Origin of the sequence: Candidatus Thiodiazotropha endolucinida, assembly GCF_001715975.1 — a bacterium.
Classification (GTDB): domain Bacteria; phylum Pseudomonadota; class Gammaproteobacteria; order Chromatiales; family Chromatiaceae; genus Thiodiazotropha; species Thiodiazotropha endolucinida.
The window spans coordinates 116480-129201 of record NZ_MARB01000007.1; the positions used below are offsets into that span (position 1 = coordinate 116480).

Here is a 12722-nt window from a genome sequence, read left to right on the forward strand (position 1 = left end):
TAATTGGATAGATATGGGTGAGCAGCAGATAAAAAAAGCGCCACAATGTGGCGCTTGAATAGCCTGTTTTTAGCTTTTCTACAAAGTGGTTTTTTGTTATCAGGTGAACATGTCTGAGGTGATATTCTTGAACCAGCTGCGCGCGTACTGCGCCTCGATGGCTCTTGTCTCAGCGGATGCATCCATTGGCGAAAGACCTCCGGCACCTTTGACACCGACGATCTTTCCGTTAACCAATTGGTAGACTGCAGCTACCGAGATGCCCCAATCAGGTGTGATGATGCTGTAACAGGTGTTCACATAGGAGGGTTCGCCCGGTGGCTCACCGTTAAGCGCAGCGACAATGACGGCGGCGCATACTTTACCCTGGGAGTTGGCGGCATAGCCTGACTTGGGCATCTTGCCGGCAATGCTGGCGTCACCGATGACGTGCACATCCTTATGGATCTTTGATTCGAATGTGCCCTGATTGACCGGACACCAGCCGGAGTCATCGGTCAGTCCGGCGACTTGTGCGATCTTACCCGCTTTCTGTGCCGGGATAACGTTGAGGACATCACCCTTGTACTCGTCTACCTGTCCGACCAGCGTCATGTTGTCTGGATCGACCGCTTCGATGATCCCGCCGTCGGCGCCACTGACCCATTCGATGGTATCGCCATAGAACTTCTTATAGCCCTGCATGAAAAGGCCCTGTTTGGAGAACTTATCCTTGGCGTCCAGGATAATGACCTTCGACTTGGGTTTGTGATGCTTGAAGTAGTGGGCGATCTGTGCGGCACGCTCATAGGGGCCCGGTGGACAGCGGAAGGGATTGGGTGGCGCCGCGATATAGCAGACACCGCCATCCTTCATAGCCATGAGCTGTTTATGCAGGGTAGTGGTTTGCGGACCCGCCTTCCAGGCGTGGGGAATCTTCTCCGCCACCGCCGCACTGTGGCCCTCGATCTTCTCAAAACGGAAGTCGATGCCTGGGGAGACCACCAGTTTGTCGTACTGGTACTGGTTACCGCCGGCACCCTTGACGGTATGGTTGGCCGCATCGATCTCCACCACTTCGTCGTGCACCACTTTGACATTGTGGTTCTGATTCATGGCCTTGTAGTTGAAAGTGATGCTGCCGATATCCCGTTCACCACCCAGCACCTCGTTGCTGAGGGGACAGGAGACATATTGGGTATTCTTCTCGATCAGCATGACATCGATCGAGGGATCGGCCTTTTTAATATATTTAGCGGCGATAGCGCCACCGTAGCCGCCACCGATCACGATCACCCGCCCTTTGGCACCTTTACCGAATGATACCGGGCTGAATGAGGCGACGGTACCCAGTGCGGCACAAGCACCGGTAGCTTTGATAAATTTTCTTCGTGTTAGTCTGGCCATTGCTCTCCCCCTCATTTCTCGCTCAGATAGTATTGAGCCATGGCTTGCAACTCTTTCTGAGAGAGTTCGGCGACTCGTTTACCCATTTTTCTCGGCAGGCAGCGCCGGCCTTTCTTGTGGCAATCCTTCAGGTAGATCATGGTGTAATCCGGCCACTGCCCAGCCAGCCGGGGAGCATCGTCCTCCTGAACTCTACCGCCATCTTCATGGCATGTTTTGCACCGCTTTTCATGTATCTTCTTGCCTATAGCCGCCAGCTTTTTGTCGGCTTTGGTGGGACTGGAGACCCAGGGCTGGCTGGCGATATAGGAAGCGATCGCCTTCAACTCATTGTCAGAGTAACCTTTGGCAATCCGGCCCATGATGGTCGAGTCCCGCTCGCCACTCTTGAACTCGGCCAGTACCAGCTGCATATACTCCTTCTCCATACCGCCGATGATCGGCATAGCATCGCCGGCGCTGGCACCGTCGGTTCCATGACAGCCGGCACATGTATTGGCAAGCATGCTGGGGGAACGGATACCTGGTGGCTCGGCGGGGGCCATCTCAGCCGCAGCTTTGGCTGCAGTTTTGGCACTCTCTTTTTTCATTGCGCTGTCGGTGGTGCTGCAGCTCGATGCCAGCCAGCCAAACATCACGCCAGCGATGAGTGCTGTTGACAGTTTTCTGTTTATTTTCATGAATATCTCCTCAGGTGGACTGTGGCTCAGTGTCCGGATTGTCCGGATCTTTGATCGAGCCAGGCCAGTACTTTATCGATATCTTGCTGTTTCGACGGACCCAGCTGCTCCGCTTCTTTCAATGCCTCTCTGGCCAGCGTGTAGCGGCCCAGATGCAGGTAGGCGACAGCCAGGCCGACGAAGGCATCCGCATTGTTGCGATCTAGCATGATCGCTTGTTGAAAACGCTTGATGCCGGACTTGTAGTCGCGTTGCAGCAGTTCCACGCCACCGAGCCGTGTATGGGCATGTGAAGATTGAGGATCTGTCTCAACCGCTTTCACCAGTATAGCGTGCGCATCCTCAAGACTACCCGATTCGGACAATGCCTGTGCATCCGCAATCAACTGTTCGACACTCTCTTGTGCGATGGCGGTCGAGAAGCCCATGCTGAACAAGAGCGTCAGTAGATAGATGAATTGTCTCCCCATGAATGACCTCAAATACAGGAGGATGAAAAAAAGACCCCCTCAGGCTGTGGAGCCTGAAGGGGTATGCAGCGTTTAAGGAATCTACTTGAGTGCACCTTTACCGTAGCGCTCTTCGAACCCTTTACGGACCTTGTCGATGGCCTCCTTGCTCATGCCTTCGAAGTACCAGGTATGACCGTCGATCGGCCTGAAGTACTTGTCCAGCATCTTGTTGGCGAAGTCTTCGTTACCGTCCTTCTTCATCGCCACTTCCTTGAGTTCAGGAATCCACTTGAAGTAGGTGTGCTTGGCCACGTCGTAGATACCGTGCCACCAGGTGTAGTCCGGACCGTTCATGGAGGCGCCATGACGGGCACGCCGGCCTTCGTGATGCCAGATCTCCCACCAGGTCCATTCGATCTTATCGTCAAAAGGCGACTTGGTGATGTAGCCGTTCTTCTTCAACTCGCCCATGACGGCTGCGATCGGTTTGGCGAACTTCTCGTTATAGAGTTCCACCACATTGTCGAACTGGTTGTAGTGACCGGTGATGACGCTGTCGCTGTGGCACGCCTTACAGACCTCCTGCATTTTCTTACGACGCTCTTTCCAGGTCACGACCTCGACCACGGTGGAGCCCTTGGCCTTGTCGCCCACGCTGGGAATTTCCTTGCCCTCTTTAACGTCAAACTCCTGACCGTTCTGCAGGCGAACCAGATTGATCTTCTGAGAGATCGGCGGACGTAGAGTCCAGGAGATACGATCGCCCACGTTGTGGGTCTTACCTTCCTTGCCGCCGGCACTCATATGGCAGGAGGCACAGGTTGGGGCGGCCGAGTAGTCCACACCGGCGACCCACTTGTCGGACTCAAGGTTCATCTCATCGACTTTGGCACGGTAGATGATGCCGTGCTTGGATTCGTTGTAGACCTCGATTTGCGGATGGTCGGGACCGACATGGCATTTACCGCAGGTATCAGGGGTACGTGCCTGGGCCTTGGAGAAGCGGTGACGGCCATGGCAAGCGGTACAGGAACCGGCGGATCCATCCGGATTGATCCTGCCAATGCCGGTATTCGGCCAGGTGGTCGGTACTGGTTTGCCGTCATCACCGATCTCAATCACTGAACCGTGACATTGGCGGCAGCCTGCATTTACCGCTGCGGGACCACCCACCACTTCGCCGAGCAGATTGTCCAGGGAGGCGAGTATCTGGCCACCCTTGGAGTGGTGAGAACCATCCATCTCTTCGAATTCAGTGGAGTGGCATTTGGAGCAATCCTTCGGTGTTACTATGATGGAGATACGGGATCCCTCATGTTCGAAACCATCCTTGTCTTCAGGTTTGGCCTCGTGGCAGTCGAGACAGTTGACGCCGCTCTGTCCATGCTGACTGTTGTTCCACTCCATAGTGAGTCCGGGATCTTCCATCCAGTGACACTCGACACATTCGTGGCCTTTCGGGTTTCCCCAATCTTTACCAATTTCACCAGACGGTCTAGCGGCATCCGCTGTAGAGATTTGCAGCAGCAGCGTGATTCCCGCTGCAATACTCCCCAATATTGCGGTGAATCGACCATTACCGAAGCGTTTCATAGCTCCCTCCTTAATGGGTTGACAGTAAGGAAGAGTTGCATAGGCAACGCCCGGCGACTCAACATCTGCAGCAGTACAGATGAAGTACGAGCGAAGCGAATGAGTTCTCCCAATTGGTGCGGCAAGCCAATATACAAGAAAGGATGGTTACGACTTTTCCCCCAACCCCAAATTATTATTGATATGGGGACTGCATGATTTCACTTTTATTCTTATCAGTAAAATCTTGTACTTATTATGCTTACACAGACCTATCAAAACGATTCGGGGATATAACCGCATTGATCTAAATCAAGCATGTACAGTGTATAATTATTTTGCAATATACAATGTTTGATAAGAAGACCGGAAAACGATGAATTCTTTCTATTCCCAGGTAAGTTTTACGTTTATTCTCTACTGTCATTGTTTGTTTATTTTAATTTTGTACTTTCATCATCGCGTGAATTTTTGACGACCAAACACTCAAAAAAACCGCTCTGATTTTTATAAAAAACCAGAGCGGACCATATTTACCCATTTATTTTTTACAAAGCTACCTATAAATAGGCATTTGCGTGTCTATGACCATATCATCATGCCAAGTGAGTTATCCTTGTTTTGCTGACTTGAGCTGTTGCTGGACGTTGGGAGGTACCGCCTCGTAGTGGCTGAACTCGATCGTATAGTTGCCTTCGCCACCGGTAATCGCTTTAAGCTGTGTGGCGTATCCCTCGAGTTCAGACAGAGGTGCTTGACCTTTAATGACCAACATATTGTTGTGTCCCGTCTCAGTGCCGCTGATCTGACCACGGCGCCCCGCTAGGTCACCGGTCAGGTCACCCATAAATGTGTCTGGTGTGGTAATCGAGATATTGACGATCGGTTCCAATATGACCGGTCCTGCCTTCTCGACCGCCTCCAGAAAGGCCTTCTTTCCTGCAGTGACAAAGGCAATCTCTTTGGAGTCCACTGAATGGTACTTTCCATCAAAGATAATCACGCGAATATCCTGCATGGCAAAACCGCCCAGCGCACCTTCCTCCATGGCCTGTTTCACCCCTTTTTCAACAGCGGGGATGAATTGACCCGGGATCGCTCCACCAACGATTTGGTTGACAAACTCAAAGCCCTCACCCCGTCCAAGGGGCTCTATGCGAAGATGCACCTCACCGAATTGACCAGCACCACCGGTCTGTTTTTTGTGCCGGTAATCTGCCTCTGCCTTACGGGTAATGGTCTCGTGATAGGCGATGCTGGGCGGGTGGGTCTCCACCTCGACACCATATTTTTTCTTGATTTGTTGCAGCAGCACTTCAAGATGCAACTCACCGAGGCCTCGCATCACTGTTTCATTCATACTGACGTTGTGCTCGACGTGGAAACAGGGGTCCTCATCCTCCAGTTTGTGTAGTGCATCGCTCAGCTTCTGTTCATCACCCCGTTTGGCGGTATTGATGGCAAGGCCGAACAGAGGCAGGGGGCATTCGATGGATCGCAAGTGGTGGTGGTCCTCATCGTGGGAATCATGCAGAACCGCATCGAAGTGAATGTCTTCAATCCTAGCCACCGCACAGATATCCCCCGGAACGGCCTGACTCATCTCGTCCTGCTCTTTTCCATGGAGTCTGAGCAGATGATTGACCTTGAAGGGCTTGCGTGCATCGCCAATAAAGAGTTGAGCATTGGTTTCCAGGGTTCCCTGGTGTATGCGAAAGATCCCCAGTTTTCCCCGATAAGGGTCATTGAGGACCTTGAAAACGTGCCCGATGACGTGTTTGTCCGGATCGGGTGAGACCTCTACAGGCAGCATATCCGTCCCTTCGCCCTTCATGAAGGGGGGTGGGTTTCCTTCTGTCGGATCAGGCATCAGGCGCGCGAACAGTGTCAGCAGCTCATCAAGCCCGGCACTGTTCTCGACGGAGGTAAAGCAGACAGGGATCAGATGACCTTCTCGCAGGGCCTTTTCAAAGGGGTCATGCAGCTGATCGGGTTGCAGTGCTTCGCCTTGTTCCAGATAGACTTCCATCAACTCCTCGTCCACTTCGACCACCTGGTCGATCATATTGTCGTGGGCACGAGAGACTGAGGAGAAAATCGTTTCATCACCACCGGGCTGAAAAAAACAATCAATGACCCGCTGCCCGTTGTCCGCGGGTAGATTGATAGGAAGACACTCTTTGCCGAAGCTCTCCCGCAGGCTATTCATCAGTGCTTCGTAATCTATACCCTCAGAATCGATTTTATTCACAATGATAAATCGGCACAGATTTCTGCGCTTGGCGGCTTCCATCATGCGGATGGTGACGGGTTCGATACCGGTGGCGGCATTAACCACGATAGCGGCTGTCTCTACAGCTGGAAGGATGCTGATGCCCCGTCCCAGGAAATCGGCGTATCCGGGTGTATCGATGATATTTACCTGTTTACCTTCATGGCTGAGATGGGTGATCGCGATATCGAGAGAGTGTTGTAATTCTTTCTCCATATCGTCGTAATCGCAGACGGTGTCACCTCTCACGATACTGCCAGCACTATGAATCATGCCGCTTTTTTGCAGTAACGATTCGATCAGACTGGTCTTGCCAGCTCCTGCATGCCCAACGAGGGCGATATTACGAATGTCGTGGGTCGAATAACTGGCCATATTGACTCCTATCAGCGGAAACGCGGCTCTATCCAAGAGGATTGATGGAAGATAACAGCAAAAGGATATTAGTTTTCTTCTGGTTAGGCCAGTATATCAATCCGGACGCTGGAGTAATTGAGCCTGAACAGGAAAATGTCAGAAATCAGTTGGCATATTCAACTACCCACTTGATTGGATTGACATCTACGCATGTCTGGTGGAGTGCGGTAATTAACGAATCAGCGCGAACAGTCCCAGCCCATGATGCGTTCGCACAAGGCAGACAGGCAGCTGCGGCCATTTCACTGGTCGTTATATTTGATTGTTATGGGTGGACAGAATTTATTACAACTTTCACGATTCCCGGCTGACCGGGACTGACTGCGGTTATTTCGCCCTCGAGATCACCGCTTTGAGCGGTGGGGCTGCCCGACAGGGATATACGCGCACCCACAGCCACTTCCGGAAATTGGGAGAGTTTCATCTGCGGCATCATTGCCATGCTGTCATCCAGGTTGATAGACAGAGGCAGGTCACTGACCCGTTTTCGTACCGCTGCCAGCGGCATGGGGGGGCCGCTCATCGCCTTGGCATAGATAAACAGCAGATCATCCGGATTTGCCTTGTCCCGCATGTCCGGGGATAGGGAGATCTCGACTTGAATCGATTTATCTCCAGCGGCAGCAGGCTCTGCCGGAACCTGCTTCTTGGCCTGAACGATGCTGGGCAGTTCAGGTTCTTCAGCAGGCAGTCCCAATTTGGAGCGGGCATCATCCAGGGCCTCATTGACGGATTCGAGTTCCGCGCTCTGCGGTTTCAACAGCCCCCTCAGTTTGGACCAGCGGTCAACGGCATCCTGGTAATCGGTCCGCTGGTAGGCGACTATACCGGCGATCCAGAGCACATTGGGATTGTCGGGCTCCAGTTGAAATGCCTTTTCGACCATCGGTGCCGCCCGTCCGGTGAAGTCATTACCAGCGTTCGAGGCTATGGCCTCGGCATATGCGAGCAGCAGACCCACGTTTTTATCACTGATCTCCATGGCGCGATCGAAGGCATTGATGGCAGCTGACGGATCGTTCATCGCCATATAGCTGCGCCCCAGCATAATCCAGCCCTCCTGGTTATCCGGCTGTTCCTGCATTTTGGCGGCGAGTCGTTTGACAAGTTCCTCCATCGGCGGCAGGTTCTGGGTTGAGCGGCCTTGGGATTGCGCTGAAGCCGTGTGCGTGGCTGCAGGTTGATTGGCCAAACGCGATATAATCTCCGGGGAGCCTATAAACTGGTATAACAGCAGCGCTGCCAGTGGTATCACCAGGGCTGACAATGCCATTTTATGTCCGGTTCCTCCGGATTCCGCCGGTCGAGATTGATCGGATACATCAGACAGCAGTTCTTTTTCCAGATCCCTGCGCGCTGCGTCATAACGTGTCTGGTCCAGCGCACCTGATTTCAGGTCGCTGTCCAATTCAGCAAGCTGCTGTTTAAAGACAGCCAGGTTGAGTTCATCGGAAGTGATGCCACTGGTAACCTGCTTACGCATCAATGGCAATGCGACAAATCCCATGGCCAGGAGTGAGAACCCGGCGATAATAATCCAGAATAGGGTCATTGATCAGCGTCTCTGTGGTCGTTCGACTGGTTTAACAAGCGATTGAGTCGTTGTTCCTCTTCTGCAGAAAGCTCTGTCTCCCGGGCAACGCTTTTACGCTTTAGAATACGGAATAGAACCACCCCGCCGACAAGAAAAACGATAAGGGGGCCAAACCATATCGGATAGGTCGTGGGTTTGAGGGGTGGACTGTAGAGCACGAAATCCCCGTAGCGGGCAACCATGAAATTGATGATATCCTCTTTCTCCTGGCCACTCTTCATCATCTCATAGATCTCGTTACGCAGATCGATAGCGAGTTCGGCGTTGGATCCGGCCAGGGATTCGTTCTGACATACCAGGCATCGCATCTCTTCGATAATATCGCGGAAGTCCTCTGCCTTTCCCGGCTCATCGAAGCTGTAGTCAGCCAGTGTCGCGGCCTGTACGGCGGGCGGGGCGAACAACAGGGTGAAAATCAATACAAACAGGCGCACGTCGCTATCCTTTAGGCTTTAAATCTTCAATCAGGGGCAGTAATGTCTCATTGAACAGTTGCATGGTCATCGGCCCTGCATGTTTGTAGTGGATAATGCCTTTACTGTCCACCAAAAACGTCTCCGGAGCGCCATACACCCCAAGATCGATCGCGGTGCGTCCCTTCTTGTCGAATATGTTGATGCTGTAGGGATCACCGAGCTGGCGCAGCCATACCTGTGCCTTATCCCGTTCGTCTTTCCAGTTTAAGCCGACGATATCCACTTTGCCGGAGCGGGAGAGTTGCACCAGGGTCTCATGCTCGGCACGGCATGAGACACACCAGGTGGCCCATACATTGAGCAGATAGACCTTACCCTGCAGATCACTCGTTTTTACGATCGTGTCGGGACTTTCCACGGTAGGGAGAGCAAACTCAGGTACCGATTTGCCAATCAAAGGGGATGGAATCTCGCGTGGATTCATACCCAAACCTTTGAACAGGAAGGCAGCGATCACTGCAAAAACGATGAGGGGTATGGAATAGCGTAGATATCGATTCATGGTTGATTTTAACTCCCTGACGATGCCGGTGCGGCATCGGCAGTGTTGACCTGCTGAGAGGATCTTACTTTGGCGGTACGATAACGCCGGTCAGTGACGGCAAGAATGCCCCCCAGCCCCATCAACAGTCCGCCCAACCATATCCAACGCACGTAGGGTTTGTAGTAGAGGCGGAGGCTCCAGTCACCAGCGCCAAGGGGCTCACCCAGCGATACATAGAGGTCTCGGGTCAGTCCCCAATCGATTGCAGCCTCGGTCATCGGCTTGGTCTGGACGAAGTAGGTACGCTTTTCCGGTTCCAGGGTGGTCATGTGTTCACCGTCTTTTGAGACCTGGAAGCTGCCGCGATGGGCATTGTAGTTCGGGCCTGGTGTGCGTTTCACGCCTTCGAACTTGAAGCTGTAACCGGCAATGTCACTCACATCGCCAGGACTCATGCGAACATCAGACTCGATGCCGTAGTTGCTGACCATGGTCACGCCGACGATGAACATCGCCACCCCCAGGTGGGCGAGGATCATACCGTAATAACTGCGTCCACCGGTTTTCAGATCGAGCCAAAAGCCGGAAAAACCCTGCTTGTGCTTCAGCCGGTCCCTGAGATTGACCACATGGGAGGTCGCAATCCACATTGCCAATCCCATGCCGAGTCCAACCAGCCAGTTCCCTCCTGAAAACATGGGCAGGAGGCTGAGCAGACCGAACGCCAGGCTGACAATGAAGGCGGCTCTCAGCTGCTTGACCAGCTGAGACGGTTCGGCATGTTTCCAGCGTGCCAGTGTTCCCATTCCCATGAGCAGTGCGAGAAATGGGGTTGTCAGCAGGAACATCTTGTTAAACCAGGGAAAGCCCACCGAGATCTTGCCCATGTCGAGGGCGTCATAGATCAGGGGTGCCAGCGTGCCAATCAGAACCAAAGCGGCGAATACCGAGAACAAAAGGTTATTGCCCAAGAGGAATGTCTCCCGGGATACCAGATCGAACCGACCACCCCCCGATATATAGGGTGCGCGCCAGGTATAGAGCAGCAGTGATCCGCCAATGACAATCAGCAGAAAAATCAGGATGAAGACGCCGCGTGCCGGATCCGAGGCGAAGGAGTGTACCGAGGTCAGTACGCCGGAGCGTACTAAAAAGGTGCCCAACAGACTCAGGGAGAAGGCTGAAATGGCGAGCAATACAGTCCAGCTTTTGAATGCACCGCGCTTTTCGGTAACCGCCAGGGAGTGGATCAATGCAGTCCCTACCAGCCACGGCATGAAGGAAGCGTTTTCCACCGGATCCCAGAACCACCAGCCGCCCCAACCCAGTTCATAGTAGGCCCACCAGCTTCCCAGGGCGATGCCCAGCGTGAGAAAGACCCAGGCGATGGTTGTCCAGGGACGGGACCAGCGTGCCCAGGAGGCATCGAGCCGTCCACCGAGAAGGGCGGCGATAGCGAAAGCGAAGGCAACGGAAAACCCCACGTACCCCATATAGAGCATGGGAGGATGGATCGCCAGGCCGGGATCCTGAAGCATGGGATTCAGCTCTCCGCCCTCCATGGGGGCTGGGAAGGTTCTGGCAAACGGATTTGACGTCAATAGCATAAAGAGCAGAAAGCCGATGCTGATCATACCCATTACGGAGAGTACCCGGGAAACCATCTCGAGGTGCAGGTTGCGGCTGAAAACGGCAATTGCAACACTCCAACTTGCGAGGAAAAAGGCCCAAAGCAGCAGAGAACCCTCATGGCCCCCCCAAACCGCTGATATTTTATAGATGTCGGGCAGCTTGGTATTGCCATGCTGGGCAACGTAGATCACAGAGAAATCGTTACTCAAGAATGCATTGGTAAGAATGATCAGGGAAATACCCAAAAAAACGAACTGACCCCAGGCGAGAGAGCGTGATGCAGCCATCCACGAGGACGTGCGGGTATAGGATCCGACCAGGGGCACCACCGCCTGAGTGATGGCCAGACAGAGCGCGAGGATGAGTGCGAAATGGCCGAGTTCAGGAATCATTGGACTTTCGACTGCATGTTGCTGACCCCCTCGTCATGAGCGGTCTTCAGTGAAGCCGCGACTTCGGGCGGCATATAGTTCTCGTCATGCTTGGCGAGCACCTCGCTGGCGATGAAGATGCCCGATTCGTTCAGCTGTCCCATGGCAACGATACCCTGTCCCTCGCGGAACAGATCGGGCAGGATGCCTGTGTACTCCACGGTGACGGCCTCGGCATTATCGGTGACCGAGAATGCGGTAGTCAGCCCATCGGGTTTACGCTTTACACTATTGGCTTCGACCAGACCGCCGATGCGAAACGGATGGGCGGTCGGTGCTTTACCCTCGGCCACTTCCGAAGGGGAAAAGAAGAACATCAGGTTTTCGTCAAAGGCGTTGAGGGCCAACCAAGTGGCCACGCCAATTCCGGCAACCATCAGGCCTATCAGGGTCAGTCGTTTCTTGCGTATCGGATTCATCTCTGTTCTTTCCTGGCCCGACGGAGTTTTCGGGCAATATCTTTCAAAACTCGTTTGCGTTGTTGCATCGGTGCAACCACGTTGGCGACAAGGACAATCAGCGCCAGCAAAAAGGAGGGCCAAACGTAGACGGCATACCCGCCCATGGCGAAGAACTCTCTCATACCGCCTCCTGCTCGACCATTTCCTGCACCCAGCGTGAATTGCGCTCACGCTCGACAATTTCCGCGCGCGCGCGCATTAAGACCACAGCGCCATAGTAAAGTTTAAATGAGATGGCCATGGTGAGCAGCGGAATCAACATACTCATATCCATTGATGGTTTGTCGAATTTTGTCACCGATGCTGGCTGATGCAGCGTGTTCCACCATTCAACCGAATAGTGAATGATGGGGATGTTGACCACGCCAACCAGGGCCAGAATCGAAACTGCGCGGGCAGCCACGCGTTTGTCCTCGATAGCACTGTGCAGGGCGATAATGCCGAGGTAGAGAAACAGCAACAGAAGCTCAGACGTCAGTCGCGCATCCCAAACCCACCAGGTCCCCCACATCGGTTTGCCCCACAGAGAGCCGGTGGCAAGGGCTAAGAACGTAAACGAGGCCCCCACAGCGGCACTGCTGATGACGATGATTTCCGTCATTTTGATACGCCATACCAGACTGATCAGGCCGGAGACAGCCATCACCACATAGATAAACATCGACATCCATGCGGCGGGTACGTGGATATACATGATGCGATAGCTTTCTCCCTGCTGGTAATCAGTGGGGGCGATGAAAAGGCCATTGTAGAGACCCCATACCAGGGTGATCAGAAAGCTGACCATGAACCAGGGGATTAATTTTCCGGCCACATTATAGAAGTAGCGTGGCGAACCCATTTGATGAAAGAAGCGAATGATCAT

At 53.4% G+C, this 12722-nt stretch carries 12 protein-coding genes; all 12 read right to left on the reverse strand.

Going from position 1 to position 12722, the window contains the following annotated elements; translation table 11 throughout:
• Positions 1-99 precede the first annotated feature (99 nt).
• Positions 100-1386, reverse strand: a complete 1287-nt coding sequence (locus tag CODIS_RS07755) for an NAD(P)/FAD-dependent oxidoreductase (protein ID WP_069123467.1) — start codon at positions 1384-1386, stop codon at positions 100-102.
• A gap of 11 nt (positions 1387-1397) precedes the next feature.
• Positions 1398-2066: a c-type cytochrome gene (locus tag CODIS_RS07760; protein WP_083220617.1), complete on the reverse strand. Its 669-nt coding sequence runs from the start codon at positions 2064-2066 to the stop codon at positions 1398-1400.
• A 26-nt stretch (positions 2067-2092) separates the two neighbouring features.
• Positions 2093-2536 carry a tetratricopeptide repeat protein gene (locus CODIS_RS07765; RefSeq protein ID WP_069123471.1) on the reverse strand — a complete coding sequence of 148 codons (444 nt, stop codon included), beginning with the start codon at positions 2534-2536 and terminating at the stop codon, positions 2093-2095.
• A gap of 81 nt (positions 2537-2617) precedes the next feature.
• Positions 2618-4111 carry a multiheme c-type cytochrome gene (locus CODIS_RS07770; RefSeq protein WP_069123475.1) on the reverse strand — a complete coding sequence of 498 codons (1494 nt, stop codon included), beginning with the start codon at positions 4109-4111 and terminating at the stop codon, positions 2618-2620.
• Between the two features lie 589 nt (positions 4112-4700).
• Positions 4701-6737 carry an elongation factor G gene (gene fusA / locus CODIS_RS07775; protein WP_069123478.1) on the reverse strand — a complete coding sequence of 679 codons (2037 nt, stop codon included), beginning with the start codon at positions 6735-6737 and terminating at the stop codon, positions 4701-4703.
• A 307-nt stretch (positions 6738-7044) separates the two neighbouring features.
• Positions 7045-8331 (reverse strand): c-type cytochrome biogenesis protein CcmI, encoded by a 1287-nt coding sequence (gene ccmI, locus CODIS_RS07780; protein ID WP_069123481.1) that lies wholly within the window; start codon positions 8329-8331, stop codon positions 7045-7047.
• Entirely contained in the window at positions 8328-8807 is a 480-nt protein-coding gene (locus CODIS_RS07785; RefSeq protein ID WP_069123484.1) for a cytochrome c-type biogenesis protein, read from the reverse strand. The genes ccmI and CODIS_RS07785 overlap by 4 nt, the downstream gene beginning before the upstream one ends.
• Positions 8808-8811: 4 nt before the next feature.
• Positions 8812-9351: a DsbE family thiol:disulfide interchange protein gene (locus tag CODIS_RS07790; protein WP_069123487.1), complete on the reverse strand. Its 540-nt coding sequence runs from the start codon at positions 9349-9351 to the stop codon at positions 8812-8814.
• An 8-nt stretch (positions 9352-9359) separates the two neighbouring features.
• A complete protein-coding gene (locus tag CODIS_RS07795) occupies positions 9360-11357 on the reverse strand; it encodes a heme lyase CcmF/NrfE family subunit (RefSeq protein WP_069123490.1) in 1998 nt (665 codons plus the stop codon).
• A complete protein-coding gene (gene ccmE, locus CODIS_RS07800; RefSeq protein ID WP_069123492.1) occupies positions 11354-11815 on the reverse strand; it encodes a cytochrome c maturation protein CcmE in 462 nt (153 codons plus the stop codon). The genes CODIS_RS07795 and ccmE overlap by 4 nt, the downstream gene beginning before the upstream one ends.
• Positions 11812-11979, reverse strand: a complete 168-nt coding sequence (gene ccmD, locus CODIS_RS07805) for a heme exporter protein CcmD (protein ID WP_069123495.1) — start codon at positions 11977-11979, stop codon at positions 11812-11814. Before ccmD ends, ccmE begins: the two co-directional genes overlap by 4 nt.
• Positions 11976-12722 carry a heme ABC transporter permease gene (locus CODIS_RS07810; protein WP_069123498.1) on the reverse strand — a complete coding sequence of 249 codons (747 nt, stop codon included), beginning with the start codon at positions 12720-12722 and terminating at the stop codon, positions 11976-11978. Before CODIS_RS07810 ends, ccmD begins: the two co-directional genes overlap by 4 nt.

What these genes read in the sequence shown, in the direction of transcription:
- ccmE (WP_069123492.1), bottom strand. Translation starts at nt 11,815, where the DNA reads ATGAATCCGATACGCAAGAAACGACTGACCCTGATAGGCCTGATGGTT.
- CODIS_RS07770 (WP_069123475.1), bottom strand. Translation starts at nt 4,111, where the DNA reads ATGAAACGCTTCGGTAATGGTCGATTCACCGCAATATTGGGGAGTATT.
- CODIS_RS07755 (WP_069123467.1), bottom strand. Translation starts at nt 1,386, where the DNA reads ATGGCCAGACTAACACGAAGAAAATTTATCAAAGCTACCGGTGCTTGT.
- fusA (WP_069123478.1), bottom strand. Translation starts at nt 6,737, where the DNA reads ATGGCCAGTTATTCGACCCACGACATTCGTAATATCGCCCTCGTTGGG.
- ccmI (WP_069123481.1), bottom strand. Translation starts at nt 8,331, where the DNA reads ATGACCCTATTCTGGATTATTATCGCCGGGTTCTCACTCCTGGCCATG.
- ccmD (WP_069123495.1), bottom strand. Translation starts at nt 11,979, where the DNA reads ATGAGAGAGTTCTTCGCCATGGGCGGGTATGCCGTCTACGTTTGGCCC.
- CODIS_RS07790 (WP_069123487.1), bottom strand. Translation starts at nt 9,351, where the DNA reads ATGAATCGATATCTACGCTATTCCATACCCCTCATCGTTTTTGCAGTG.
- CODIS_RS07795 (WP_069123490.1), bottom strand. Translation starts at nt 11,357, where the DNA reads ATGATTCCTGAACTCGGCCATTTCGCACTCATCCTCGCGCTCTGTCTG.
- CODIS_RS07765 (WP_069123471.1), bottom strand. Translation starts at nt 2,536, where the DNA reads ATGGGGAGACAATTCATCTATCTACTGACGCTCTTGTTCAGCATGGGC.
- CODIS_RS07810 (WP_069123498.1), bottom strand. Translation starts at nt 12,722, where the DNA reads ATGATCATTCGCTTCTTTCATCAAATGGGTTCGCCACGCTACTTCTAT.
- CODIS_RS07760 (WP_083220617.1), bottom strand. Translation starts at nt 2,066, where the DNA reads ATGAAAATAAACAGAAAACTGTCAACAGCACTCATCGCTGGCGTGATG.